The organism is Streptomyces sp. NPDC048349, from assembly GCF_040651925.1.
GTDB lineage: Bacteria > Actinomycetota > Actinomycetes > Streptomycetales > Streptomycetaceae > Streptomyces.
In genome coordinates this window covers 53,047-79,653 of the sequence record NZ_JBEZLA010000007.1, presented here as the reverse complement: position 1 = coordinate 79,653, position 26,607 = coordinate 53,047, and the positions used below count along the sequence as shown (strand labels likewise).

19 protein-coding genes are annotated in these 26,607 nt (G+C 75.4%); 4 read left to right on the top strand and 15 right to left on the bottom strand.

The window, feature by feature from the left end:
- Window positions 1-27: 27 nt before the first annotated feature.
- From AB0D44_RS06505 to AB0D44_RS06450, 12 genes are all read right to left on the bottom strand, one after another.
- Window positions 28-837, bottom strand: a complete 810-nt coding sequence (locus tag AB0D44_RS06505; RefSeq protein ID WP_362585303.1) for a glycosyltransferase family 2 protein — start codon at window positions 835-837, stop codon at window positions 28-30.
- Window positions 834-1,841 (bottom strand): hypothetical protein, encoded by a 1,008-nt coding sequence (locus tag AB0D44_RS06500; RefSeq protein ID WP_362585301.1) that lies wholly within the window; start codon window positions 1,839-1,841, stop codon window positions 834-836. The genes AB0D44_RS06505 and AB0D44_RS06500 overlap by 4 nt, the downstream gene beginning before the upstream one ends.
- A gap of 5 nt (window positions 1,842-1,846) precedes the next feature.
- Window positions 1,847-3,505: an oligosaccharide flippase family protein gene (locus AB0D44_RS06495; protein WP_362585298.1), complete on the bottom strand. Its 1,659-nt coding sequence runs from the start codon at window positions 3,503-3,505 to the stop codon at window positions 1,847-1,849.
- The gene (locus AB0D44_RS06490; protein ID WP_362585295.1) at window positions 3,477-4,427 is read right to left on the bottom strand and encodes a chain length determinant protein; all 951 of its coding nucleotides are present in this window, start codon (window positions 4,425-4,427) and stop codon (window positions 3,477-3,479) included. The genes AB0D44_RS06495 and AB0D44_RS06490 overlap by 29 nt, the downstream gene beginning before the upstream one ends.
- Window positions 4,428-4,468: 41 nt before the next feature.
- Window positions 4,469-5,602, bottom strand: a complete 1,134-nt coding sequence (wecB, locus tag AB0D44_RS06485) for a UDP-N-acetylglucosamine 2-epimerase (non-hydrolyzing) (protein ID WP_362585292.1) — start codon at window positions 5,600-5,602, stop codon at window positions 4,469-4,471.
- Between the two features lie 3 nt (window positions 5,603-5,605).
- The gene (locus AB0D44_RS06480; protein WP_362585289.1) at window positions 5,606-6,862 is read right to left on the bottom strand and encodes a nucleotide sugar dehydrogenase; all 1,257 of its coding nucleotides are present in this window, start codon (window positions 6,860-6,862) and stop codon (window positions 5,606-5,608) included.
- The gene (locus AB0D44_RS06475) at window positions 6,862-7,632 is read right to left on the bottom strand and encodes a WecB/TagA/CpsF family glycosyltransferase (protein ID WP_362585286.1); all 771 of its coding nucleotides are present in this window, start codon (window positions 7,630-7,632) and stop codon (window positions 6,862-6,864) included. The genes AB0D44_RS06480 and AB0D44_RS06475 overlap by 1 nt, the downstream gene beginning before the upstream one ends.
- Window positions 7,629-8,798, bottom strand: coding sequence for a hypothetical protein (locus AB0D44_RS06470; RefSeq protein ID WP_362585283.1), 1,170 nt, complete (start codon window positions 8,796-8,798; stop codon window positions 7,629-7,631). Before AB0D44_RS06470 ends, AB0D44_RS06475 begins: the two co-directional genes overlap by 4 nt.
- 437 nt (window positions 8,799-9,235) lie before the next feature.
- Complete coding sequence (locus tag AB0D44_RS06465; protein ID WP_362585280.1) at window positions 9,236-9,835, bottom strand: acyltransferase; 600 nt, start codon at window positions 9,833-9,835, stop codon at window positions 9,236-9,238.
- Between the two features lie 120 nt (window positions 9,836-9,955).
- Window positions 9,956-10,621 (bottom strand): MSMEG_1061 family FMN-dependent PPOX-type flavoprotein, encoded by a 666-nt coding sequence (locus tag AB0D44_RS06460; protein WP_362585279.1) that lies wholly within the window; start codon window positions 10,619-10,621, stop codon window positions 9,956-9,958.
- Between the two features lie 72 nt (window positions 10,622-10,693).
- Window positions 10,694-11,776, bottom strand: coding sequence for an AIR synthase-related protein (locus AB0D44_RS06455; protein ID WP_362585276.1), 1,083 nt, complete (start codon window positions 11,774-11,776; stop codon window positions 10,694-10,696).
- A 98-nt stretch (window positions 11,777-11,874) separates the two neighbouring features.
- Window positions 11,875-13,233, bottom strand: a complete 1,359-nt coding sequence (locus AB0D44_RS06450) for an MFS transporter (protein ID WP_362585273.1) — start codon at window positions 13,231-13,233, stop codon at window positions 11,875-11,877.
- Window positions 13,234-13,510: 277 nt separating this feature from the next.
- On the opposite strand from AB0D44_RS06450, the gene AB0D44_RS06445 reads away from it, so the two are divergent.
- The 4 genes from AB0D44_RS06445 to AB0D44_RS06430 all read left to right on the top strand — a co-directional run bounded on the left by AB0D44_RS06445 (window position 13,511) and on the right by AB0D44_RS06430 (window position 21,484).
- Window positions 13,511-14,512, top strand: a complete 1,002-nt coding sequence (locus AB0D44_RS06445) for an AfsA-related hotdog domain-containing protein (protein ID WP_362585270.1) — start codon at window positions 13,511-13,513, stop codon at window positions 14,510-14,512.
- Window positions 14,513-14,517: 5 nt separating this feature from the next.
- Window positions 14,518-17,313: a BTAD domain-containing putative transcriptional regulator gene (locus AB0D44_RS06440; RefSeq protein ID WP_362585267.1), complete on the top strand. Its 2,796-nt coding sequence runs from the start codon at window positions 14,518-14,520 to the stop codon at window positions 17,311-17,313.
- A gap of 95 nt (window positions 17,314-17,408) precedes the next feature.
- Complete coding sequence (locus AB0D44_RS06435) at window positions 17,409-19,685, top strand: LuxR C-terminal-related transcriptional regulator (RefSeq protein WP_362585264.1); 2,277 nt, start codon at window positions 17,409-17,411, stop codon at window positions 19,683-19,685.
- Window positions 19,676-21,484, top strand: coding sequence for an AMP-binding protein (locus AB0D44_RS06430; RefSeq protein WP_362585261.1), 1,809 nt, complete (start codon window positions 19,676-19,678; stop codon window positions 21,482-21,484). Before AB0D44_RS06435 ends, AB0D44_RS06430 begins: the two co-directional genes overlap by 10 nt.
- A 9-nt stretch (window positions 21,485-21,493) precedes the next feature.
- Here AB0D44_RS06430 and AB0D44_RS06425 read toward each other — a convergent pair whose 3' ends face one another.
- The 3 genes from AB0D44_RS06425 to AB0D44_RS06415 all read right to left on the bottom strand — a co-directional run bounded on the left by AB0D44_RS06425 (window position 21,494) and on the right by AB0D44_RS06415 (window position 26,364).
- Window positions 21,494-22,450, bottom strand: a complete 957-nt coding sequence (locus AB0D44_RS06425; RefSeq protein WP_362585258.1) for a polyprenyl synthetase family protein — start codon at window positions 22,448-22,450, stop codon at window positions 21,494-21,496.
- Window positions 22,451-22,657: 207 nt separating this feature from the next.
- Entirely contained in the window at window positions 22,658-25,372 is a 2,715-nt protein-coding gene (locus AB0D44_RS06420) for an AAA family ATPase (protein ID WP_362585255.1), read from the bottom strand.
- Window positions 25,373-25,518: 146 nt separating this feature from the next.
- Window positions 25,519-26,364 carry a metallophosphoesterase gene (locus AB0D44_RS06415; RefSeq protein ID WP_362585252.1) on the bottom strand — a complete coding sequence of 282 codons (846 nt, stop codon included), beginning with the start codon at window positions 26,362-26,364 and terminating at the stop codon, window positions 25,519-25,521.
- Window positions 26,365-26,607 lie beyond the last annotated feature (243 nt).

Below are 26,607 nucleotides of genomic sequence, written 5' to 3'. Positions count from 1 at the left end.
TGTGGTCGGAGCGGAAGGGGATCGTGGTCAGCTGGGCTGGTGCCATTGCGTGTAGAAGCTGGCCGGGTTCATGAGGTAGCGGACGGTGGGGTGCGGGACGTGGAGCACCCGGTGCCGCCGGCCGTAGCGGCGGACCAGCTCCCAGTCCTCGCGGGGCAGTACCTCCGGCGTCCGGCGCAGACGGCTGAAGTACAGGGAGCGAGTGCGCCGGGCGACGAAGGCGTTGGTGTCCAGGAAGGCCTCGCGGGCGGCGCGGCGCCGGTCGTAGGGCACCGACAGGACGTCCTTCTCGCTGCCGTCCGGCAGGACGCGGCGCAGCGCCGTGTAGACGCCGTCGGGTCCGTCGGGGGATTCCAGGACCGCCAACGCCCGTTCGAGGTGGTCGGGTTCCCACCGGTTGTCGTCGTCCAGGAACGCCACGTACCGCGAGCGGGTGAGGCGGATGCCCACGTTGCGCACGACGCCCGCCACACCGGTGTTGCGGGCCAGCGACACCGCGAACAGCCGTGGATCGGCGGGTAGTTCGGGCAGGCCGGCGCCGTCGTCGACCACGATCACGACCTGGTCGCGCACGGTCTGCGCCAGGGCCGAGCGCACCGCGGCACGCAGCTCCTCGGGTCGCCGGTGGGTGGCGATCACCGTGGCGACCAGCGCCGGGGGCGGCGGCGGCAGGGCGGCGGCCAGCCTGCGGGTCTCGGCGTCCTCCATCCGGCGCAGCCGCACCGCTCCGGGGGCCAGCAGGAGCTTGTTCCTGGCCTCGAAGAGCACCAGCCAGCCGAACCACGCCTTGAGCAGCGTCCAGGGAGCACGCGCGACGCGGCGCACGAGGCCGCTCACGGGGCCGGCTCGGGCTCGACCGAGCGGCCGTCGGACAGCCGGTTGTTGCGCCACACGTTTCCGGCGCCGCCGTGGTTCCAGTGGGCGACCACGCCGTAGCCGCCGGAGGCGGGGTGGTACTGCGTCGAGAAGATGTTGTCGGTGACCTTGATCCCGGTGGCGCCGGTGCTGCCGCCGTAGAGGGCGTACGCGCCGCCGGCGATCCAGTTGTTGTCGACGGTGACGTTGCGGACCACCCCGGTGTCCGCGAACAGGCCGATGCTCCCCGAGGCGCCCTGTTGGAGGCCGGTCGCGTTGAGCAGGGTGTTGTGGCGGATGATCAGCTCACCAGTGTTGCCGCCGCCGCTGATCACGGCGTTGGTGTGCTGCCACTCGCCGCCCAGGTTGACGAACGGGGCGATGTCGTGGACGTAGTTGTCGTGCAGATTGCCCTGTCCCATGGACAGGGCGTCGCCGAACACCGAGACGTCGCACCAGCCGACTTCGATGGAACTGCCCCCCATGTTCGACACCGCGTAGTCCACGCCGCCGTTGTCCGGCCCCTTCCCGGGCACGGCCGTGATGGTGGAGTGCAGGACGCGCAGGCCGCTGTAGCCGGGGCGCAGGTTGATGCCCCACCAGCTGTCCGAGGTGATCTTGGTGTCGATGACGGTGACGTCGTTCGCGTAGATGTCGAGCGAGCCGGTGATGTCCCACCCCCGGATGACGAGCCCGTCGGTACGGACGGCCATGTACCCGGTCTCGTGGGGCGTCAGGGGGATCCGCGGACCGGTGGTGCCGGCGTCGGGGAACCCGCAGTCGCCGGGAGAGGCGCACGCCGCGGTCGTGACGGCGGGGGTGCGGGACGCGGGCGCCGGTGATCCGCTCGCCGGGCAGGTCAGCGCGTCGTCCGGGCAGTGCGGCGGCGCGGAGCGGCCCGGCCCCGAGCAGGCAGCGGCCAGGACCGCCAGGAAGGCTGCGAGCAGGGGTCCCGCGAGCGGGTTGCGGCTGATGCACCGTGACATCGGGCTCACCTCGTGTCCCGGGGGGTGGTCCGCACCGGTGCGGACGGCCCGCGCCGGTCGCGGTGGGCCGGGTCGCGGTGGGCCGGGTCGCGGTGGGCCGGGTCGCGGGCGGACCGGTCGCGGGCGGACCGGTCGCGGGCGGACCGGTCGCCGCGGCCCGTGCCGCGCAGGAAGTCGCGGCTGGGCAGGACGCACAGCGTGTAGCCGGCCAGGGCGATCGTGCTGGTGGCGAGGAGCGCGAGCGGGCCGTCGCCGAGCCGGGACTGCAGGCCGAGGACGAGCGCGGCCATCACGGCCCCGCCGAGGAAGGGCCACGCGCAGGCCCTGGCGATCCTGCCGACGCCGATGCCGCCGCGGCCGAGGGCGAACAGGAACGCGGGCACCACCAGGGCCCCCGCGACCAGGACATGGGCCTGCGCGGCTCCGACGATGCCGTCCAGGCGGGCCCCGGCGAGGAGCACGGGGATCAGGGCTGCCAGCCACAGGCCCTGCACCAGGAAGAGCGAGCGGCGCCGCCCGATCGCGACCAGGCAGTCGTAGGCGAGTTCGCCGCCGATGCGGATCAGGCCGAGGGCCATCAGCCAGGGCAGTGCCGCAGCGGCGGGGGCCCAGTGGCTCCCGTAGATCAGCTGGACGGCCGGCCCGGCCAGGCCGGCCAGCAGGACGCACAGCGGCACGGTCGCGGTGATCACCACGCCCAGGGCGCGGCTGAACCCGTCGGCGAGCGCCCGGGGCGAATCGGCCAGACGGGAGAAGCCCGCGAAGGAGACCCGGCGGGCGGCCTCGGAGATGATCCGCACGGGCCAGCCGGAGACGTTGAAGGCGAGCACGTAGAAGCCCAGGGCCACATTGCCCAGCGTCGCGCCCACCACCATGGTGTCGACGTTGACCACCGCGAGGGCCAGCATGCTCGCCCCGGCCAGCGGAAGCCCGAACCTGAGCAGGGCCCGCGCCTGTTCGGGGTCCCAGCCGAACTTCAGGGTGCCCGGTGCGGCCAGCCCGCAGCCGATCAGCGTCACGACGTTCCCCGCCACGGCGCCCCAGGCGAAGCTCATCGCGCCCCAGCCCTGGAAGGCCAGCAGCAGCGTCACCGAGGTACTCAGCACGAAGTTGAGCCCGTCGATGGCCATGCGCTTGCCCTGCGCGAACTCGCGGGCGAGGAACCCGCCGGGTACCTGGGCCACCCCGTCGATCACCACGCACAGGCACATCACCCGCAGGACCCCCGCGGCGTCCGGCGAGCCGAGCAGGCCGGCCACCGTCGGTGCCGCCGCGAACAGCGCCACGTACAGCAGTCCGCTGGAGAGGGTGCTGAGGGTCAGTACGGTCGGAGCGAACCGCCGCGGGTCCCCCTCCCAGCGCACGATGGCCAGGCCCACGCCCAGCTCGTTCGCGGACAGCAGGACCAGCAGCACGGTCTGGGCGATGCCGTACACGCCCCATTCGGCGGGGCCCAGGGCGAAGCGGGCCAGCACGATGCCGGTCGCGAAGTTGCCCAGCCGCATGACGACGGTGTTGATCAGGCTCCACCGGGCCGCCGAGCGGACCTTCCGGCCGAGGGAGGCGGCGGCGGGGAGCACGGGGGCGGGAGGAGCGGGGGCGGGAGGAGCGGGGGCGTCGCTCGGCCCACCGGTCTCACTGTCCGGTGCGCGGGCGGTGTCCATGGGTCGGCTCCTCGTCGAGCGGGTCGGCGGCGGACGGCACGGCCGCGACGGGCCGTGGCGGCGTCTGGGGCTCTGCGGCGGCCGGCTCCTCCTCGGCCGTCCGGGCCCAGCTGGGCGGCCAGCGGATGGCGAGCGTCCGTTCCACCGCCGGTTCTCCGGCCGGGGGCGCGCAGGCGCCCGTCCCCTCCTGCGGCTCGGATCCCTGCGCCTGCGGATCGGGGCCCCGGGTCTCGGGCCGGGTCCCGGGCTCGGTCCCGGGCCCGGCCTGCGGATCGGGCTCGGCCGGCCCGGCCTCCGGCTTCGGCGGCCCGGCCTCCGGCTTGGGCGACCTCTTGCGCGCCTCCACGTAGAAGGCGGCGACCATGCTGAGGACCAGGCCCAGGGCCCCGGCCAGGACGAGGTACTGCAGCCTCGTCTTGGTCTCGGCCACCGGCTTCTGCGGCGGCACGATCGTCGCCATGCGGATCATGGCCTCCGGGGCGACCTGCTGCTTCGCCTGGAACTCGGTCAGCCGCTTCTCGGCGTAGGCGGTGAGCTTGCGGTCCGACTCCAGCACGCGGTCCGGGTCGCTTCCCGTGACGGTGAGCCACAGGAACGGGCCCAGGGCGTTGTCGGCGATCTTCGCCTCCGGGGTTCCGGTGACGCCGAGCTCCTTGAGGTCGGCCAACGAGGCGTCGGAGTTGAGGTTGCGGGCGAGCCCGTCGGCCATGCCGGTGAGGGAGGCCTGCGTGCTCAGGAAGGGGTTGCCGTCGTAGGACACCGTGGCCTTCTGCGAGTTGAGCAGGGTCACGGTGCTCTGCGACCGGTACGTCACGGGTACCACCAGGTGGACGCCGACGACCAGGGCCGCCGTGGTCAGCAGTCCGGGCAGCAGGACGTACCAGCGCCTGCGCATGACCCGCCATATCTCGGCGAGGTCCATGGTCTTCCCCCTTGGTTCGGTTCTTCGGTTCGGCCCGGCGGCTAGGTGGTGGCGGCCCCGGGCCGACGCAGGTCGGTGGGCCGCGGCCGGCCGTGTGCGGGCCCGCCCTCCAGCAGGACCCGCGCGATCCGGTCGCCCGCCCGGCCGTCCCACAGCTGCGGGCAGCGCGGCGCGGGCGGATCGTCGAGCACCCGGTGCGCGGTGGCCACGATGCGCTCCGGGTCGGTGCCCGCCAGCACGTTGGTGCCCTCCTCGACCGTGACGGGCCGCTCGGTGTTCTCCCGGAGGGTCACGCAGGGCACGCCCAGGGCGGTGGTCTCCTCCTGGATGCCGCCGGAGTCGGTGAGCACCAGGCGGGCGGCGTCCTGCAGGGCGATGAAGTCGAGGTACCCGGCGGCCGGCACCAGCCGGATGCCCGCGGGTACGCCCGCCTCGGCGAGCCGCTCGGCGGCCCGCGGGTGCACGGGCAGCAGCAGCGGACAGCGGCCGGCGATCTCGCCCAGGGCCTTCAGCAGGCCGCGCAGGGCGTCGGGGTCGTCCACGTTGGCCGGTCGGTGCAGGGTGACCAGGCCGTAGCCGCCCCGGGTGAGCCCGTACCGGTCCAGGACGTCCGACCGGCGGGCCCGGTCCAGGTTGGCGAGCAGGGTGTCGATCATGACGTTGCCGACGACGTGGATCTGGTCCTCCCGGTAGCCCTCCGCCCGCAGGTTCTCGGCGGCGTCGGGCGAGGGGGCCAGCAGGTAGTCGCTGAGGCGGTCGGTGGCGACCCGGTTGACCTCCTCGGGCATGCTCCAGTCGCGGCTGCGCAGTCCGGCTTCCACGTGGGCCAGCAGCGGGCCGGCCTTCGCGGTCACCAGGGCGCAGGCGAGCGTGGAGTTGATGTCGCCGACCACGACGACGGCGTCCGGGGCCACCTCGTCGAGCAGCGGCTCGAAGGCCGTCATCACGCGGCCGGTCTGCTGGGCATGGGTGCCGGATCCGGCACCCAGGTACCGGTCGGGGGCACGGATGCCGAGATCGCGGAAGAACACCTCGTTCATGGATGCGTCGTAGTGCTGGCCGGTGTGGACGAGGACCACCTCGGCGCCGTGGCGCTCCAGTGCGTCCATCACCGGTTTGATCTTCATGTAGTTGGGCCGCGCTCCGGCGACGCACACGATCTTCGCCACGCCCATGGCTCAGAGCACCTCCACGGTCGGTCCGGACACCCGGTTGCGGCAGTCGAGGACGAAGGAGGCGTGCTCGGTGACCATCGCGTAGTCGAAGGAGTCGTGGTCGGTGAGCAGGACGACCACGTCGGCGGCCGCCAGTTCCCTGCGGGTGGGGTCGACCCGGACGAGGCGGGCGTCGACCGTGACGTCCTCGACCACGTGGGGGTCGGCCGCGCGGACCTTGGCCCCCATGTCGAGGAGCAGCTGTGAGACGCGCACCGCGGGCGACTCCCGTGCGTCGCCGGTGTTCTTCTTGTAGGCGAGGCCGAGCAGCAGGACCCGGGAGCCGTTGACCGAGCGGCGCTTGGAGTTGAGCGCGTCGATGACGCGGCGGGTCACGTACTCGGGCATGTGGCTGTTGATGTCGTTGGCCAGTTCGACGAAGCGGAAGCTCTGGCCGAGCTCGCGCTGCACCCGCCAGGACAGGTAGGAGGGGTCGATCGGCAGGCAGTGGCCGCCGACGCCCGGGCCGGGGGTGAACTTCATGAACCCGAAGGGCTTGCTGGAAGCGGCTTCGATGGCCTGCCACACGTCGATGTCGAGGTGGCGGGCGAACATCGCTATCTCGTTGACCAGGGCGATGTTCACGTGCCGGAAGGTGTTCTCCAGCAGCTTGGCCAGCTCGGCCTCCTTGGGCGAGCTCACCGGCACCGTGGTGTCGACGAGCTCCCCGTAGAAGGACTCGACGGCCTTCAGGGAGCGGGCGTCGACGCCGGAGACCACCTTGGGCGTCTGCTGGAAGCCCCAGACGGCGTTTCCCGGGTCGATGCGCTCCGGGCTGTAGCCGAGGTGGAAGTCGGCGCCGGCGGTGAGTCCGGAGCCGTCCTCCAGGATCGGCGCGAAGAGCTCCTCGGTGGTGCCGGGGTAGGTGGTGGACTCCAGCACCACGGTCGCGCCGGGGCGCAGGTAGCGGGCCAGCGTGCGCGCGGACTCCTCGATGTAGCGGAGGTCGGGGGCTCCGTCGTGTAACGGGGTCGGGACGGTGACGACGGCCACGTCGAAGCCGCCGCAGTCCCGGGCCAGTTCGGTGGGCCGGTAGGTGCCGAGCCCGAGCGCCCGGCCGAGCCGTTCGCAGCTGACGTCCTCCACGTACGACTCGCCGGCGGCCAGGCTCTTGACCCGCCGCGCGTCCACGTCGTAGCCGATCACCTGGTGCCCGACCTCGGCGGCCCGGATGGCCAGCGGCAGCCCGACGTATCCCTGTCCCACGACGACGACGCGCATCAGTGACTCCCGTTCGCGGAACCGGCAGACGGTGTGCGGCGCAGGAGCTCGCGGACCGTCATGAGGAGGAAGGCGGTGTTGGTGGTGAGGTAGCGCTTGCCGAGGCGGCGCGGCTCCTGGAGGGCGCGGTAGAACCATTCGAGCCCCATCCGCTGCCAGAGCAGCGGTGCGCGTTTGGTGATCCCGGCGAGGATGTCGAAGGAACCGCCGACGCCGTGCACCACGCGGGCGCCGGTGCGGTCGCCGTAACCGGCCGTGAAGATCTCCTTCTTGGGCGAGGTCATGCCGAGGAACAGCAGCTGGGCGCCGCTGTCGGCGATGGCGTCGGCGATCGCCCCCTGCTCGGAGTCCGGGAAGTAGCCGTCGCGGCTGCCGGCCACCCGCAGTCTCGGGAACCGGTCGGAGATCTGCCGGAGCATCGTCTCCAGGACCTGCTGCCGGGCGCCGAGCAGGTAGACGGAGATGCCGGCGGCTTCGGCGGCGGCGAGCAGGCGCATGAACAGGTCGATGCCCGCGACCCGTTCGGGCAGCCGGACGCCCAGGACGCGCCCGGCCCAGACCACTGCCTGGCCGTCGGCCAGGACCAGGTCGCAGCCGGCCACCGCCCGGGCGAGGCGGGGGTCGCGGCGCATGTTGACCAGCTTGGCGGCGTTGACCATGCCGATCTCGATCCGCTCGCCGCGCCGGACCGCGTCGAGGCAGCGCCGGACGGTCTCGTCCATGGTCAGGGCGTCGAGTCCGACCCCGAAGAGGGTGTGTCTGTGGGTCATCTCTGCGGCCCCCCGAGCCAGGCGAACAGCATCCAGCCGAACTCGTACGGGCGGCACTCACGGTCCACCGCGACGGGGCGGAAGAGGCGGTCGAGCGGGGCGAGCCGGGCGCGCGGGGCCACCCGGGTGGTGAGTCCGCGGGCGGCCCGGACGGCCTTGCGGGGGTCGCCGCGGTAGACCTTGCGCCAGGTGACGCCCAGCTCCTCGCGGATCATCGGCTCCCGCGGGGCGCCCGAGGGGCCGGCGAGTTCGGGCACCTCGGTCATCCAGCGCAGCCCTCGGCGGATCTCCGTGCCGAAGTCGGTGCCGCCGGCTTCGGCGAGGTCGAACAGGGCGGTCGGGGCCATCGCGTGCTGGTGGACGCTGTAGACGGGGTAGCCCTCGACGGGGGTGCCGTGGCGGGCGTCGTAGTGCCACCACCACTGTCCGCCGTCCCCCTGCAGGGCGCAGATGCGGGCGGCGCAGGCGTCGGCGGCCTCGAGGGCCCGCGGGTCGTCGCCGCTCGCGTGCAGGCGGGCCAGGGCCTGCAGCGGATAGGTCTGGTCGGCGAAACAGGCCACGTGGGACCGGTATCCGGGCAGCAGCCCCGGGCCGGTGGCGTGCGGGAACAGGGGGCTGCCGGCCGGTCTGGCGGCCAGCAGCCGGTCGCGGGCCGCCGCCAGGCGGTGCTCCACGTCCACCGTGGCGCGCGCGGCGGTGAGCGCGGAGAGCACCCAGGCCGCCTCGACGGTGTACTGCGGCTGCCCGGGCAGGTCCAGAGCGGCGACCCGGTCGAGGGCGTCGGCCAGCTTGGGGTGGCCGGTTTCGGCGGCGGCCCAGGCGGTGAGCGCCGCGTCGCCCAGGTTGGTCACCGCGGGCAGCCGCTCCACGAGGAGTCCGGTGAACTCCGCGGCGGTGCGTCCGCCGAACAGCGGGCGCTGCCGGTCCTCGGGCAGGAGCCGGGCCCCCAGTGCGGTGATGGCGGCGTACCGGGTGCTGGTCCCGCGCTGCTCGAGGCCCCGGGTGCCGTCGGGTGAGACCTTGCCCACCCGGGTGAACACGAAGGTCTCTGCGCCCGGCAGGTACATTCCGGGCAGCCCCGCCTCGGCCAGCGCGAGCAGCCGTTCGGCGAGGACGTGCAGCGGCAGGTCCTCGCGGGCCAGTGCTGCTAATCGTGTGGTGGTCATCGGGTCCCCACCCCGACTCCCCGGGTGCTGCCCGCACCCCGCATGTCCGAGCTGTCCGGCTCCAACACACCTACCCCCTCTGATCACTCCTCGGACGGACCTGGCGGTCGTCGCTCCGCGGAGGGGGATTGCGCATGGCGGCGACGCCCGCGCCGACGGCGCAGTGGCCGTCCGTGGCACGAGCCGTCCGACGGACGCCGACTGGACCCCCCAGCGATGCCTCGGACCGGAGCACGCGCGTGCGACGGCAGCGTTCGCGGGCGCGGTGCAACCGCGCCGCGCGGCTCTGCCCGCGGTGCCCTCGTCGTGTTACAACCCCCCACTGAGACAGGCCTGTTGCCTGCTCAGATCGCTTGTGCAGGGACACGGTATGCCCACGGATGTTCGTTGATTGCGGTTTTGAGGAAATGCCGGTGCCCTAAATCGCCGACATTCCGTCAGGTGCGCTCGATCAGCGTGCCGTCCTGCTCCTCGTGCAGTGCGCCGGTGCGCGGGCACTCCCATACGCCCGGCTCCTCCTCGCGCTCCACGAGGCGGACGCCGGCCCGGCCCACCCAGCCGATCCGCCGGGCCGGAACCCCCGCCACGAGCGCGAAGTCCGGTACGTCGCGGGACACCACGGCCCCGGCGGCGACCAGCGCCCAGCGTCCGACGCGCACCCCGGCCACGCACACCGAGCGGGCGCCCAGCGAGGCCCCCTCGGCGACGACGACCCCGGCCGGTTCCCAGTCGCCGCCGCGCTTCTGCCGGCCGTCGGGGTCGACCGCGCGCGGGTAGAAGTCGTTGGTGAGCACTGCCGCCGGGCCGATGAACACCCCGTCGCCGAGTACGGCGGGCTCGTACACCAGGGCGTAGTTCTGCAGCTTGACGTGGTCCCCGATGCGCACGCCCGGCCCTACGTAGGCCCCGCGGCCCACGATGCACCCGCGGCCGAGCCGGGCCTCCTCCCGCACCTGTGCCAGGTCCCAGATCGTGGTCCCCTCGCCGAGCTCGGCCGTCTCGTCGACCTGGGAGGAGGGTTGAATGCGGACACTCACGGAGCGGTCCCCTTCACGTTCGCGAGGTGTTCGGATGCACGCGCGTACGAGGGGAGCATATGCGCCGGGGGCCCGGTCGCCACGGGGATCAACCAACCGCGGGCGCCGGGCACTTGGCGATCACTCGTACCGGTACAGCAGGGACTCGCGCTCGCTCTGGCGGATCTGTTCGAGGGTCACGCCCGGCAGGCCCAGGTGGGAGAGGGTGACCTCGGCGGAGCTCGGGGCGGCGTCCTCGGCGAGCCACTCTTCGGGCTTCCAGGCGCTGCCGCGCAGGAACGCCTTGGGGCAGTGCTGGTAGACCTCCTCCACCTCCACCACGATGGCGGTGCGCGGCGGCTTGCCGACGGCCGTCAGCTGCTCCAGGAGCCGCGGGTCGGCACTGACGCAGGCCCTGCCGTTGACGCGCAGGGTGGTGGCGCGGCCGGGGATCACGAAGAGGAGGCCGGCGCGGCCCGTCTCCACGATGTTGTGGCTGCTGTCCAGCCGCTTGTTGCCGGTGGCGTCGGGGACGGCGAGCGTGAACTCGTCCAGGACGGACACGAATCCGGCCGGACCTCCTCGCGGGGTCACGTCACACCGGCCGTCGGCGCCCGCGCTGGCGATGAACACCAGCGACGATCTGCCGATCACGGCGCGTGCCACGTCGTGGATCCGGTCCACCTCCTTGCGGCGGACCAGTTCGCTGGGTTCCTCGTAGAGCTCGCGCAGCCGGGCCGTGTTCTGGACGGCACCGGCGTGCAGGGCATCGAATATGCGGCCGCTCGGCGGCGTGGTGGTTGTCACGGCCACGCAATCTATCCGACCGCCTCCGGCGCGACCGGTGGTCGGCCCGGCCGTCGAGGTGTGCGCAGCGGTTCACAGCAGGCGTTCGGGGACCGAGCCGGAAGGGACCGTGCGGGTGTGCAGGCGGCCGTCCGGGGCGAGGAACTCCACGTCGCCCGAGGGGTCGGGCGTGACCTCGCCGACCACGGCCGCGTGGCGGCCGTAGGGGTGGGCGCGCAGCGCGGCCAGCACCGGGGCGGTGCGCTCCGGCGGGACGAACAGGCACAGGCAGCCGGCGCAGGCCGCGTCCAGCGGGGCCAGGCCGCGGGCGGCGAGGGCCGGCCGCGCCTCGTACCGTACGGGCAGGGCGGCTTCCTCGACGCGCAGGGTCAGGCCGCGGGCCGCGGCGCACCGGCGCAGGACCTCGGCGAGGCCCCCCGCGGCGACGGTCCGGGCGTGGCGCAGGTGGGGGCGGACCGTGCGCAGCAGGTCTCCCAGCGGGGCGCAGTCGCTGGGCACGTGGTGCTCGTACCCGAGGCCGTCGCGCAGGGAGACCAGGTGGGCGGCGTGGCTGCCCAGTGGCCCCGTCACCACGATGCGGTCGCCGGGCCGGACCGAGCCGAGCTCCAGGGGCGGGCCCCCCGGCACACCGAACGCGGTCGCGGTGACGAAGACCCGGTCGGCCTCGCCCGCGCGGACCACCTGGGTGTCGACGGCGGCGATGGTGACCCCGGCCTCGGCGGCCGCACCGCGTACGGAGGCGGTCAGCCGGTGCACCAGGTCCACGGGGAGCCCGGCCTCCAGCACGATGCCGAGGGCGAGGTGGCGGACGTCCGCCCCGGTGGCGGCCAGTTCGTTGACGGCTCCGCAGACGGCCACCCGGCCGATGTCCCCGTTGCCGAAGAACGGCGGATCGACGACGTACGTACCGGACCGGACGAGGAAGGACCCGGCGGCGGGTCCGGGGCCGTAGCCGGGGCCGGCTTCGGATCCGGGTCCGGGTCCGGCTTCGGGTCCGGGTCCGGGTCCGGCTTCGGGTCCGTGGCCGGGTCCGCCCTCGGATCCCGGGCCGGGAACCGGGACGAGCGCTTCCTCGATCAGGGCCCGTACGCCCGGGCCGAAGCCGACCTGCGCCGCGTCCCACTCCTGTGTGTCCCACTCCTGCGGGTACGTCACGAGTGCCTCCCCCGAAGCCCGCGATTCGTGATCGTCCCATCATCCTGCGCGGACCGGTCCCCGCATACCCGTGTCGTGGCACGGCGGCTGATGAGGGGTCAGTAGGGGCGGGGCTCCGCCCGGTCGCGGCCCCGCAGCAGGGCCACGGCCAGCGCTGTCGCCAGGGCGGGGAGCAGCCCGAAGCCGGCCAGCATGCCGAGCTCGGCCGCCGGGGTCTGCTCGGCGGCGCGGCCCGTGCCGGAGGAGACGTAGCCGCTGAGCTGGAGCACCACCCCGTAGAGGAAGGGGCCGAGGGCGACGCCGAGCCCCTCGCCGGTGCTGAACAGGCCGGACAGGACTCCCGCCCGGCGCCGTTCGGAACGGGCCGCGTCCCGGGCGATGCACTCCGGCAGCATCGCGTAGAGGAAGAGCAGCTGGCCCGCGTGGCCGGTCCCGGCCAGCGCCATCGAGAGCAGCACCGCCCCTTGGGGGAGCGCGGGCGCGGCGAGGAAGAGCAGGCAGCCGGCGGCGAACAGGGCGGAGGCGAGGGGATAGCCGTGGCGGCCGCGCAGCCGCGACCACAGGGGCACGGTCAGCAGGTTGGGGGCGACGAAGGCGGCGACGAGGGCGCCGACGCCGGAGGAGTCGCCCAGGACGTGTGCGGCGAAGTACGGCGCGCCCGCGAGCAGGACCCCGGTCGCGACGGACTGGACGACGACGCACCGCAGCAGCGCCGCGAAGGCAGGATTGCCGCGCGCGGCGGCGAACTGGCGGAGCAGGCTCGGCTCGGGCTCCGCGGCGTGGACTTCCCGGCGGGCGCCGGAGGTGCCCGCGAAGACCCACAGCGCGCCCAGGGCGATGACCGCCGCGCCGAAGACCCCCATCCACCGGTGTCCGGCGAGGCCGCCGCCCCCGGCGTCGACGAGGGCGGGCCCGGCGGCGCCGGTGACCAGCGCCGCCACGCCGATGACGGCGACCCGTCCGCCGACCAGGCGCATCCGGTCCTGGTGCCGGTCGGTGAGCTCGGCGGGCATGGCGACGTACGGCACGAGGAAGAAGGCGAACGCGGTCGCGGTCAGCAGGTATCCGGCCGCGGTGAGCCAGGCTCCGGCGGTGCCCGGGAGCAGCCCCGCGAAGGTCAGCGCGAAGGCCAGGGCCATCGCGAGCCCGCCGCACAGGACGTAGGGGCGGCGCGGGCCCCAGCGGGTGCGGGTGCGGTCGCTGGCCCGGCCGACCAGCGGGTTCAAGAAGGCGTCCCAGGCCTTGGGCACGAACACGATCGCTCCGGCCAGCGCGGCGCCCACGCCCAGGGTGTCCGTGAGGTACGGGAGCAGCAGCAGCCCGGGGAGGGTGGTGAACGTCCCCGTGACGAGCGCCCCGGAGGCGTAGCCGAACCGGAGCCGGGCCGGCAGGGCGGGGTCCTGCGGGACGGTGTCCGCAGGCGCGACCCGGGCGTGCCCGGACCCTGTGGTGGCCATCGGGGGCTTCCTTCCGGGAGGGGGCGCAGACGGTGCGGCGGAGGTCGGCGGGTGCCGCGGAGAGGGCCCCGCCCGGGGGGAGGGGGGAGGTCCCAGGGGGGCGGGGCTCTCGTACGGAAGGCTCCGCCCTCCCCCTTGGACGTGACTAAAGCTCACGTACGCGGATCAGGGGCTGCGGGCGGCGGACGAGTTCCTGCCATGCACATTCCTGCCAACGGCGGTGGCTGGATGGCGTCTCCAGCGCAGCTCCACCATGACGCGAGAGAAGGAGAGGGACATGACAGTCGACAACGGCACGGCCTCGCCCCCCGCCATCCACGGACCCGCGACGGCCGCCCAGCACCTGATCCACCGTCCGCCCTCGCGGGCCCACTACGGCCTCGACGTCCCGAGCCTGGGCGAGGAGAACTTCACGCTCGTCGGCGCGACCCCGGTCGCCCATCCGCTCTTCAACGACGGTCCGGGCCGCTTCCACGACCTCCAGACCGCGACCGAGACCGTGCGGGACATCGGCGCGTTCGTCGGCCACCGCTACTTCGGCGTGCCGGAGGACCGCCCGGGGCTGTTCTACCGGTTCACCCTCGACGTCACCGATCTCTCCGCCTGGCGTACGGACGGACCTGCGGCCGGACCCGTCCCGATGGAGACCCACCTCAGGGCCCGGCCGGCGAACGTGGTCGCCGAGGTGCCGCGCGGACTGGACTTCCACCTCGAGGTGGTGATCGACGGCCGCCCGTGCGCGACGGGGGCCGCCGGTCTGGTCTTCCTCATGCCGAAGCTCTACCGCCGCCACCTGGAGCACTCCCGGCAGGCGCTCCGGGCCGCGCCCGAGCTCGATGACGCGCCCGACGGGCCGCTGCGGCCCGCCGACTGCGCCGAGACGGGCCGCTACGCCCCCGAGAACACGGTGATCAGCGAACCGACGGACGCCGCACGCGGCCGGATCAGCACCTGGCTGCTCACCCGCCACATCAGCCCCGTGTTCCTCGGTGAGGACGGGCAGGTCTCCGGCCTGCACCTGCTGGAGGCGCTGCGCCAGACCTCCCTGCTCGCGGCGGGCCGCACGCACGGACTCGACCCCCTGCGCAGTGCGCTCGGCGCCTGCCAGGTGCACTTCCGCGGCCAGGCCGAACTCGATCTGCCCCTGCGCTGCGTGGCGGTGGCCGGTCCGCTGGGGGGTGACGGCGAGGGGCGGCCGCGGGTCCCCGTCACGCTCACCCTGACGCAGCGCCGCCGCGCCGTGGCCGAGGCCCGCACCTGCGTCGTCCAGGACCACTGAGGACGATGCGTTTCGCGATTCTGGGCCCGCTGGAGGTCACGGGCGGCATGGGCCCCGGTGCGGACGGCGGTGCGGACGGCGGGGCGGACGGCGGGGCGGACCGTGGTGCGCAGACCGGTGCGCAGACCGGTGCGGACGGCGGCCCCGGGGGCTCGTACGCGCCGCAGGCCGCCAAACTGCGGGTCGTCCTCGGGACCCTCCTGGTCCGGGCCAACGAGGTCGTGTCCGCGCAGAGCCTCATCGACGAGCTCTGGCCGCAGGCGCCCCCGCGCACCGCGACGACGACGCTCCAGGTCTACGTTTCCCACCTGCGCAAGGCGCTGCGCCGGGCCGATCCGGAGCGCGGCCGGGAGTCGCTGGTCACCCGCCGTCCCGGCTATCTGCTGCGGGTCGGCCCGGACGCCCTCGACACGATGGCCTTCGAGGACCTCTCCCGCCGCGGCCACCAGGCCCTGCGGGCCGGCGACTTCGCCGCCGCGGCGCAGTTCCAGCGGCGGGCGCTCGCGCTGTGGCGCGGGCCGGTGCTCTCGGACACCCCGCACGGGCCGGTGCTGGACAGCGCGGCCGTCCGGCTGGGCGAGGCGCGCACCACCGTGCTCGACGAGCGCATCCGCGCCGAGCTGCACCTCGGACTGCACCGCGAACTGGTCGCCGAGCTCCAGGAGCTGGTGGCCGAGCACCCGATGCACGAGGAGTTCCACGCACATCTGATGGTGGCCCTGTACCGGTGCGGGCGGCAGGCGGAGGCGCTGCGGGTGTTCACGACGCTGCGGCGGACCCTGGTGGAGGAGCTCGGGATAGAGCCGGGGCCGGCCTCGCGGCAGCTCCAGCGGCGCATCCTGGAGGGGGATCCGGCGCTGTCGGCGGCCGGACCGATGGGCTCCGGGTCCACGGCCGGGTCCGGGTCCGGGTCCGCTGGGTCCGGGGCCACGGCCGGGTCCGGGGCCGCCCTTCAGTCCTGGCCCGCTGTTCCGTCCGGGTCCGCTGTCCGGTTCGGGTCCGGGTCCGGGTCCGCTGTCCGGTCCGGGGCCGGGGCCGGGTCCGCTGCCGGGGCCGCCGCCGACGGTACGGGCGGCTGGTCCCCGGCGCTCGGCGCGCTGCCTCCCGCCGACCCGGCCTTCACCGGACGCACGGCCGAACTGGCCGATCTGGTACAGCTGCTGCGCACGACGCGGGCGGGCGGCTGCGTCGCCGTGACGGGCCTGCCCGGCACCGGCAAGACGGCGCTCGCCGTGGAGGCGGCGCACCGCGCGGCGGACGCCTTCCCCGACGGGCAGGTCTTCCTGGACCTGCGCGACACGGCGGGCCCGCCGCCGACCGGGGCGGAGGTCCTCGGCCGGCTGGCGCGCACTCCCCTGGCGGGCCGCCGGATGCTGCTGGTCCTCGACCACGTCACCTCCGAGACGCAGGTGCGGCCCCTGCTGCCGCTCGCCCCGGGCTGCGCGCTGCTGCTCACCGCGGGCCGGGTGCCGGCCGGCCTGCCGCGGCTGCGGTCGGTGGTCCTCGGACCGTGGCGTCCCGAGGAGTCGCGGCGGCTCGTCGGGCTGTTCACCGGCCGCGCGGGGGCCCCTGCCGGTGTGCCCCGCGCCGTGCCCGCACCGGGGCCCGGGGCGGCCGCCGTCGCCGAGATAGCCGAGCTGTGCGGATGGCTGCCGCTCGCCGTGCGGGCCGCGGCCGCCCAGCTCGCGGCCCGGCCGCACTGGACCCCCGGCACGCTGGCGGACCGGTTGCGCGACGAGGGCGGGCGGCTCGACGCGCTGCGGACCGGCGACACCGACGTACGGGCCCGCCTGCTGGAGGCGTACGCGGCGGCCCCCGACCCCCAGCGGCGGGCGTTCCGCCTGCTGGCGCTGCTGCCGCCCGGGCGGTTCGGCACCCGGCAGGCGGCCGCCGCGCTGGACCTGGCCGAGCCGCGGGCCGTCGCCGCCCTGGACGCGCTCGCCGACGAGCGGCTGGTGGCCGTGGACCGGGACGGCTGCCACCTCCCGGAGCTGCTGCGGCTGCTGGCGGTGGAGCGGCTGGCCGTGGAGGAGCCGCCCGAGGTGCGGCGGGCGGCGGCGGAGCGGGTGTGCCGGGCGTACGCGGCGGCCGCCGCGGCCCGGCCGGGCCCGCTGCCGGACGCCGACGCGCGGGGGTTCGTACGGCTGGCGCGGACGGCGTACGAGGCCGGGCTGTGGGCGCTGGCGGTACGGCTGACGGATGCCACGGGCGGGTGGGTGGAGGAGGACGCCGAGGCCGCCTACGCCGTGGCCCTGGACGCCGCCGTACGGTGCGCGGACCGGTCGGCGCAGGCCCGCATGGAGCGCGCGCTCGGTGAGCTGGCCTGGCAGTACCGGCGGCTGGAGCGGGCCGGGGAGCTGTTCGCGCATGCGCTGGCGCACGCCCGGGAGGCCGGTGACGAGGAGGAGGCGGGCCGCGCCCTGGTGGGTCTGGCCGAGCTGCGGCTGGACGCCGGCGAGGCGGCGCAGGCCGCCGCTCTGCTGGAACCCGCCCTCGCGGCCCTGTCGGCGCCGGGCCGGGCCCGCGGCCGCTACGAGGCGAGCCGCGCGCGGGCGTTGCTCGCCCTCGCGCAGGACGGGCCGGAGGGGCGGGCGGCGGCCCGGACCTGGTTCGGCGAGTGCCTGGAGCTGGCCGGCAGCCTGCGCGACCACCGGCTCGAGGTGTACGCGCGGCGCTCGCTGCGCGCGCTGTCTGCGCCGGACGCCGGCGACGGCGGGGCCGGGGGCGAGGGGGCCGGGCGGCGGGCCGTGGAGATCCGTCCGGGGCTCTGGCGCATCCGGCCGGCCGGTGTCCGCACGTGACCGGCCGGCCGCCCGCTGGGCCGGACCCCGGCCGTGCGGTGCCTTTGCGACTTCACTGCGACGTACGGAGAGCCATGTCGGTTGCGCTGGGCCCTGTGACGGAACTCGTCGGGCGGGAAAGGGAATCCGCCGCGCTGCTGGCGCGGCTGCGCGATCCCTCGGTCCGGGTGCTGACGGTGACGGGGCGGGCCGGGGTGGGCAAGAGCCGGCTCGCCGCGCAGGCCCTCCGTGAGGTCGCCGGTGAGCTCGGCGGTACGGTCGGCGGTGCGTCCGGTGATGCGTCCGGCGAGTCCCGTGCGTCCGGCGAGTCCGGTGCCGGGTTCGGACGGGTGGCGGTGGTGGACGCGGCGCAGTGGTGCGCCGCCGGACGCGGGCCGCTGCTCCCGCAGGCCGGGCCCGGGGAGTCGGGCCGGGTCCTGCTGCTGCTCGACGGCTGCGACCACGCGGCGCGCCCGGCCGCCGCCGATGCGGTGGCGGCGCTGGCCGGTGATCCCGGTGTGGTGGTGCTGGCGACCTCCGTGGAGCCGCTCGGGGTGTACGGGGAGCGGTTGCTGCCCCTGGCCCCGCTGCCGGTTCCGGGGTACGGGGGCGGCGACGACCCGGACGGGGTGCTGGAGGCGGCGTCGGTGGCGCTGTTCGTGCGCCGGGCCCGGGACGCCGACCCGGCCTTCGCACTGACCCTGGAGAATGCGGCCGCCGTCGCCGAGATCTGCACGCGGCTCGACGGCCTGCCGCTGGCCGTCGAACTCGCCGCGCGCAGGCTGCGGCTGCTGTCCCCCCAGTCGCTGGCCGCCCGGCTGCGCGGCCGGACGACCGTCCTGGCGGGCGGACCGGCGCACGCTCCCGAGCGGCACCGCTCCCTCTCCGCGCTCGCCGAATGGAGCTGCCGCGGCCTGGAGGGACCGGCCCGCGCGCTGCTGGAGCGGCTCTCGGTGTACGAGCCCGGGTTCGGCCTGTCGGCGGCGGGGGTGTCGGCGGAGGCGGACGTCGAGACGCTGCTGGACCGGGGACTGCTGGCCGTGGTGGACGAGGAGCGGGGGGAGCCGCGGCTGGCCGTGACCGAGCCCGTACGGTCCTCGTGCCGCGCCGAGTTGGCGGACTCGGGACGCGAGGGGGCGGTGCTGGACGCGCACGCGGACCGCTACCGGCTGCTGGTGGCCGGTGCACAGGCGGGGCTGAGCGGCACCGAACAGGAGCGGTTGCTGCGCGAGTTGGCCGCGGAGGGGGCGAACGTGACGGCCGCCCTGGGGCGGCTGCGCGAGCGGGGCGACGACGAGGCGGTCGCCGCCCTGGTGCTCGGCTGCCGGCTGCCCTGGCTGGCGCAGGGGCGGCTGCGGGAGGGGCTGGAGTGGTGCGACGGCGCCGCCGAGCCGGCGGGGACCGCGCTGCCGGAGGCGGTGCGGGCCCGGCTGGCCGACATGTCCGGGCTGTTCGCGCTCGCGCTGGGCGACCCGCAGGAGGCCGTGCGCCGCCACCGGCGCGCCCTCGCCCTGGGCAAGACGGTGGGCGACCGGCGGCAGAACGCACTCGCCTCCGTGCACCTCGGGACGGCCCTGCTGAAGGCCGGTGACGCTCCGGGGGCACGGGCCGTGCTGGTGGCCGCGCTGAGCGCGCTGGCGTCCATGGGCGTCACCGGGGGCGCGGCCGCGGCGTCGGCCGCGCTCGCGGCCGTCATGCGGGCCGAGGGCGACCGGCGCAAGGCGCTGGAGCTGCTGGACCGGGCCGAGGAGGCGTTCCGGCGGATCCGGGACGGGCGGGGTCTGGCGGGCGCTCTGCGGCTGGCGGCCGCGCTGGCCCTGGAGGGCGAGGAGCCGGACCGGGCCGACGGGGCGCTGCGGGAGGCGCTGCGGCTGTACGGGGCCCTCGACGAGCGCAGCGAACTTCCCGGCCTGCTGGAGGAGTTCGCCTTGTTGCTGCTGCGCACGGCACCGGCCCAGCGGCCGCGTACGGTGCGCCTGCTGGCGGCGGCCGACACCTTGCGGGCCGTGGCGGGCGCCGAGGTGCCGGACGCGTGGCGTTCCGAGGCCGAACGGGCGCGTACGGAGCTGAGCGCGCGGCTGGACTGGTCCGACTTCGCCACGGCGTGGGCGGAGGGCGTGCGGATGGGCGCGCGGGCGGCGGTGGCGGAGGCCCTCGCCGCGCCGACGGCCTCGCACCGCCCTTCGGCGGGGGCGGTCGCCGAGGCGCAGTCCCTCACGCCCCGGCAGGTCCAGGTGGCCCTGCTCGTCTCCGAGGGCCTGACGAACCGTCACATTGCCGCGCGGCTGGACATTTCCGAGTGGACGGTGGTCAACCACGTCCGCCAGGTGATGCGCCGCCTGGGGTGCACCTCCCGGGTGCAGGTCGCCGGGGCGGTGGGCCGATGGGCCTGACGGACTCCCCCTCGGACGGCGCGGGGCACGGCACGGTGCCCGGCGCGGCCCGGGGCGCGGGGCACGGCACGGTGTCCGGCGCGGCCCGGGGCGCGGGGCACGGCAGGCGCCCGGACCTCTCCGCCGGGCTGACCCCGCCCGCCGGGACCGCGGACCGCTACCGGGCCGCCGGATGGTGGCGGCCGCAGACCTTCCTCGACGACCTGTACCGTACGGCCGCCGCCGCGCCCGAGCGCCCGGCGATCGTCGCCGAGCGGGCGCACCGCCCCGCCGGCCGGCGCCGGGTCGTGGTCACCTACGCCCAGCTCTCCCTGTACGTCGACCGGTTCGCGGCCGCCCTGTCCTCGCTCGGGGTCGCGCCCGGGGACCCGGTCGCCTACCAGCTGCCGAGCTGGTGGGAGACCGCGGCGCTGACCCTGGCCTGTCTGCGGGCGGGGGCGGTGGCCGTGCCGGTGCTGCCGACCGTACGGGCCCACGGGCTGCACCGGATCCTGGAGAACACCCGGGCCCGGGTCTGCGTCGTGCCCGACGTGTGGGAGGGCTACGCGCACGCCGAGGCCCTCGCGGACCTCGCCCCCGGACTGCCGTGGCTGCGCCACCGGGTCGTCCTGGGCAGCGCGGCGCAGGCCCCTGGCGCGGCGGCCACCGGGGAGATCGATTTCGCGGCGTACTTCGGGCGCACCGCGCACGAACGCACCGGGGCGGGCCGGCGCAGCCGGCCGTACGCCGGGCGGGCCGACCGGCCGTCGCTGCTGATCAGCGTGATGGGCCTGCGGGACTCCTTCACCTCGGTGCTGCACTCCCCCAACACCCTGTACGCCAACGTCTCCGCCCAGCCCGGGGACGACGGCCCGGGGCGGCGGCCCGGCGAGGTGTTCCTCAGCACCCTGCCGCTCACCTCGCTCGCCTCCCTGATCTACACCGTGTGCTGGCCGCTGGCGGTCGGCGGGACGGGGGTCTGCCAGGACGTGTGGGACCCGGGCCGGTGCCTGGACCTGATGGCCGCGGCCCGGGTGGACCAGGTCTACGCGGAGCCCGCCTACTTCTCCGAGCTGCTCACCGCCCAGCAGCGCCGTCCCCGGGAGCTGGACCGGTTGCGGCTGGTGCTGTCCGGCGGGCGCACCAGCACCCCGCAACCGCTCGCCGCGGAACTGCGCGAGGCGTTCGGCGTCCCGGTGCTCTCCGTATGGGGGGCGCCGGAGCTGGGCATGGGCGCCCTGTCCGGGAACACCCCGGAGAGCGGTGCCGCACTGCATCCGCTGCCCGGGCTCGAGGTGTCCGCCGCGGACGGGACCGGGGGGCTCGCGGTGCGCGGCCCGTCGGTGTGCCTGGCCACCTGGGAGCACGGGGCCCCGGCACCGGTGCCCACCTGGGAGCGGCCGGGCGGCTGGCTCGGGACGGGCGACGTGGCGCGGACCGGACCGCACGGCGCGATCCGGGTCCTCGCCCGGGCGGGGACGCGCACCGGAGCCCTCTTCATGGTGCCGGTGGCCGAGGTGGAGGAGCGGCTGCTGGGCCATCCCCGGGTGCGCGAGGCCGCGGTCGTCGCCTACACCGATCCCGAGCACGGGGAGCTGCCCTGCGCCGTGGTGGTCCCCACCGCCCAGGACCGTCCGCCGGGCCCGGCCGAACTGCGGGAGCACCTCACCGCGGCGGGTGTGGCCGAGGCCTTCCTGCCCACGCGGCTGGAGATCGTCGGCGCCCTGCCGCGCGACGAACGGGGCCGGATCCGCCGGGGCGCGCTGCGCAGCTGGCTGGCGCGGCTGCGGCCGGGCGGGCCCCGGCCCGCCCCCGACTGATCCCGGCCGTCACTCGCAGCCCGCCACCCGCCGGGCGAAGACGCCGAGTTCGGTGCGCCAAGCGGGGTCGATGCGGGCCGCGGAAACGGCCTCGTCCGCGCGGGCCAGGAGTCCGGCGATGGTCTCCTCGGCGCCGTCCCGCGCCCGGGCGTCGAAGAACACGTCGCGCAGGAACTGGGCGTCGCCGTCGAAGCCCGGGCCTCCGCGCAGGAATCCGCGGATCCGCCAGGCCGCGTGCAGGGCCCGCGCGTACTCCTCGTACGTCTCGTGCAGGTCCTCGCGCCCGGCCAGCGCGGCGCCGATCAGCAGCGCGTGGCGCAGCCCGTACCAGCCCGCGCCGCAGCCGGTGCCGCAGCCGTCGAGGCACTGGGCGGGCCAGGCGTCGTCGAGGTACTCGGTCGCGGCGGCGGCCTCGGCGTGCGCTCCGATGGCCCGCTCGGTGCGCAGGTCGTCCCACAGCTCCCGGGCCGCGTCGGGGAGCCGGACGGCGAGCCGGTCCCCGTAGGCGAGCGCGAGATCGCCCGCGAGCACGGCGGTGCCCTCCCCGAACCGGCGGGATTCGCCCCGCCAGCCGTTGCGTTCGTGTTCGGCGGCGTGGCTGATGTGCAGGGTGGGGATGCCGCGGCGCAGCGGCGCGTTGTCCCGTACGTCCTCGCGGATCATCAGGCAGGTGTCGAGGAGTTCGAGGGCGGCGGCCGCGGCCACGGGGTGCTCCGCGTCCGGGTCGCCACCCGCGGCGAGGTATCCGGTGAGGCAGATGACCGGGTGGGCGCGCTCGGCCCCGGCCTGGACGAGGTCGGCGACGCCTGCGACCAGGACGGCACTGCGCGGGTCGGAGGTACGCCGGCTGCGGTGCTCCTCGGCGAGCAGCCGGGCGAGGCGCTCCTCGACCCGGTCGAGCAGGGCGTCGCGCAGCTGTACGGGCGTGGCCGTCCGCCACGGCCGGTCGTGCGTCGGTGTGGTCATGGTGCCCTCCCTGGTGGGCTGCGGATCATGACCAGACCTTCCCCGAGGTGTCGCGCGGGGGAGCACGGGGAGAACGGTCGGGGAGGGAATCCTCGCGCGCCGGGAGCGGGGGGTGCCAGTTGTCTGCCAGGGGAGGGCGGGGCCGGCCGGCGCCTTGCCATGACCTTGCCATGACGCGGCGCTCCCGCCCCGGGGCCGGCCGCCGCCTCACACGAACTCGGCTACCCCCAGGTGGAAGTCGACCGGGAGCGCCTGCCGGCCGGGGATCTCCAGCTTGCGGTAGACGCGGGTCAGGTGCTGTTCCACCGTGCTCACCGTGATGTAGAGCTTCTGGGCGATCTCGCGGTTGGTGTGTCCGTGCACCGCGAGCAGGGCCACCCGCTTCTCCGACTCGCTGAGGCTGGCGACGAGATCGGCGTGCGGCGTCTGCGCGGGCGCCGCGGCCTCGGCGGTATCACCGGTGTGTCCGGGCAGGATCTTGACGCACAGGGCCTCGGCCCCGCATTCCCTGGCCACGTGCCAGGCCCGGCGGTTGACCATGGCGGCGCGGGCCGGTTCGCCGATCTCGCGCAGTACGTGGCCGAAGTCACCCATGGCGCGCGCCAGTTCGTACTGGTCGCCGGAGCGGTGCAGGTCGTCCACGGCCTTGGCGAGCATCGCCTGCCGCTCCTTGGGCTCGCGCAGGGACGCCCTCAGCCGCAGCGTCATGCCGCGCACCCAGGGGTCGGCGGCGTCCCGGGTGGTGAGCTGGTCCGCGAGGAACCGTTCGGCCTGGCGGGCCTCTCCGAGCTTGAGCAGGGCCTCCGCCGCGTCGGTGCGCCAGGGCAGCAGCCGCGGCCGGTCCAGGCCCCAGCGCCGCATGTGCCGGCCGATGTCCAGGAAGTCGCCCAAGGCCGCGTGGAAGCGGCTCGTCGCCAGTGCGTAGTGGCCGCGCGCCCGGAGGTACCCGAGACCGTGGATGCTGCCGGTCAGTGCGGCGGGGGCGGGGCGGCTCAGGACGGCCGCGGCCGCCTCGGGCCGCCCCATGGCCGTGCGGGCGCGCACCAGGGTGCCGGCGATCCCGCCGAGCAGGACGCTGCCGCCGTGCGCGGGCAGGGCCCGCAGGACGTCCTCCGCGGTCCCGGCGGCTCCCGTGAGGTCGCCCAGCCTCATCCGCGCCTCGGCGAGCAGTCCGCCGAACACGGCCTGCCAGCCGGTGGCCCCGCGCTCCGCGGCCTGTCGGACGAAGGACTCGCACCAGGGCAGCGCCCTGGCCGCGCCGTCGAGGTAGAGCAGGGTGCGCAGGGCCTGCACCACCGGCTCCACGGTGCCCTCGGCCAGGGTCGCGCCGCGGAGGAACAGTTCGGCGGCCTGCGCGGCCGCACCCTCCTCGGCCTCCATCGGGAGCGCCCACAGGGCCGCCGGGTGGACCGGGGTCCTGGCCGTGCGGCCGGCCGGGGGCGGTCCGGCGTCCGCCGGTGTGCCGCGGCGGGTGGAGGCCGCCCACTGGGGGAACGCGGAGAGCCCGTCGAGCGGATCGTCCCCGGGGATGTCCCCGTGCCGGCGCTCCGCGCCCGGATGCCGCCCGCCGCAGGCCGCCAGCCGTTCCAGTACGTCGGCGGACTCGTCGATCCGGCCCTGGGCGGCCAGGACGCGGGCCAGGGGTCCCATCGCGTGCGGGGCGAGCCTGCCCGCGGCCAGGGCGGCCAGCGGTTCGAGGAGGTGGCGTTCGGCGGTCGCCGGGTCGGTGCGTCCGGCCACGGCGCAGAGCCGGACCGCCAGTTCGGCGCGCAGCGCGTCGTCCGGGCAGGCCTCGCGGGCCAGTTGCAAGGCGGCCGCGGCCTCGGCGAGTGCGCCGTCGGCGACGTACTGGTCCGCCGCGGAGCACAGGACCGGCAGGGCCCATTCCTCGCCGGTGTGCCGTGCGGCGAGGAGCTGGGCGGCGACCGCCGTGTCGGGCGCGCCCGCGGCGCGGGCCAGCAGGGCGGCCTCCCGGTGCAGGGCGGTCCGGGCCGCCGGGTCCATCCGGTCGAGTACGGCGGCCCGCGCGGCCGGGTGCCTGAATCCGTTCCCGCCCCCGGGGGCGAGCAGGCCGGCGGCGTCGAGGGCGGCGAGGGCCCGGACGGCGGCGGCCTCGGCGGCGCCGGTGAGCCGCGCGAGGTGCGCGGCGCTCGCCAGGCCGTCGAGTACGGCGAGGGCCTCGGCCAGGTGGGGGGCGGCGGCCCCGCAGCGGTGCAGGCAGGAGAGCACCGCCTGGGTGTAGGCCTCGCCGGGCCGCTGCCGGGGGTCCTGCAGCAGGGACCGCAGGAGCAGCGGGTTGCCGCCGCTGGCCCGGTACAGCCGGTCGGTCTCCGCCTCGGTGCGGTCCGGCAGCATGGCGCGGACGGCCTCGGGGGCGAAGGGTTCGAGGCGCAGCCGTACGAAGTGGGGCAGCCGCAGCAGTTCGGTGCGCAGCAGCGGGTCCTCGGCGCGTTCGTGCACGGACTCGGTGAATGCCAGCAGGACCTTGGCGTGCCGGCTTCCGCGTGCGAGGTGCAGCAGGTAGCGGCTGGACAGCTCGTCGACGTGGTGCAGGTCGTCGACGCAGATCACCACGGGTGCGGCGGCGCCCAGTTCACGGACGGCGGCGGCGAACACCTGCATGGCCCCGACCCGTCCGGCCTCGGCGGGCGGCGACGGCGGGGCCGGCAGGGTGCCGGGCGGGGCGTCGGCCGCCAACTGGCGCAGGATGCCCAGCGGATGGCCCCGTTCGGCCGCGGTGCCCATGGCCCGCAGGACGGTGGCGCCCCGGTCCTCGGCACGGGCGGCCACGGTTTCGAGGAATTCACTCTTTCCACACCCGACGGCGCCTTCGATTAATAGCAGTCCGGCATTTCCTTCTGTGCAGCCGTCGAGCAGGGCATGTGACAGAGACAATTCCTCGGCACGCCGGAACAACACCATAGGATCCCCCTGTGTCCCCTTTTTCCGAGGCTTCCGGATGGGAATGCGAATCGGAAAGAGAGATGATCGAGCACCGCTTGAGCCGGAATACAAGATCAGTATAGGCTCGAAATGCCCGCCCCACGGTGTCCGGAAGTTGCCAGGCATCAATCCCCGCGGCGGGCGCCGGGAAAGATCAGGCGCGGGACGTCGCGCCGGTGGCCCCGGCTGCGCCACTCGCGCGGGTAGCCCACGGACACCTCCTCGAAGCGCACGCCGTCGTACCAGGTGGTCCGCGGGATGTGCAGGTGGCCGTAGACCACGGCCGCGGCGCGGAACCGGGTGTGCCAGTCGGCGGTGAGCGCGGTGCCGCACCACTGGGCGAACTCGGGGTGCCGCAGGATGCGGGTGGGGGCCTCCACCAGCGGGAAGTGGGTGACGAGCACCGTGCGCAGGTCGGGGTCGCAGGCGGCCAGGCGCTGTTCGGTGGCGGCGACGCGGGCCCGGCACCAGGCCTCGCGGGACGGGTGCGGGTCGGGGTGCAGCATGAATTCGTCCGTGCACACCACGCCCGCCTCGTACGCCCGTTCCAGCGCCTGCTCCCGAGTGTCCGTACGGGGCGTGCGGAAGCTGTAGTCGTACAGGAGGAAGAGGGGGGCCACGACGAGCGGGCCGGCCGGGCCCGACCAGACCGGATAGGGGTCTTCGGGAGTGTGCACGCCCAAGGAGCGGCAGATCTCCACGAGGTGCCGGTAGCGCGCCTCTCCGCGCAAAGGCACGGGATCGTCGCGCAGGGTCCAAAGATCATGGTTTCCGGGCGCCCAGACCACGGTCGCGTAGCGCCGGGTGAGCAGGCCGAGCACCCAGCGCAGATCGTCGGGTGACTCGCCCACGTCGCCGGCCACGACGAGCCAGTCGTCGGGGCTGTCCGGATACAGCTGCTCGACGATCCGGCGGTTCTCCGGGAATGCGAGGTGGAGGTCGCTGATGCCCATGAGGTTTCCGTGCGGCATTAGGTGAGGATGATCGGAAGATCTTGCGGTGGACACCCCTGTTCGTCCCCTCAGTCGCCGCCGGACGCGGGGGCGGGACGCCGGGGCATGGCAAGGGGATGGCAAGAGCGTCGCGGGAGGTGCCAGCCTCCCGGCAGCCGGCCGGTCCGCGGGGCGGCGGATGGCAGCGCCCTGGGAGGAAACCCGGTGTCCTGGCAGCCGGTCGTGGCCGGCGGCGTCCCCGTTCCTGGCCGGGGCGGGGCC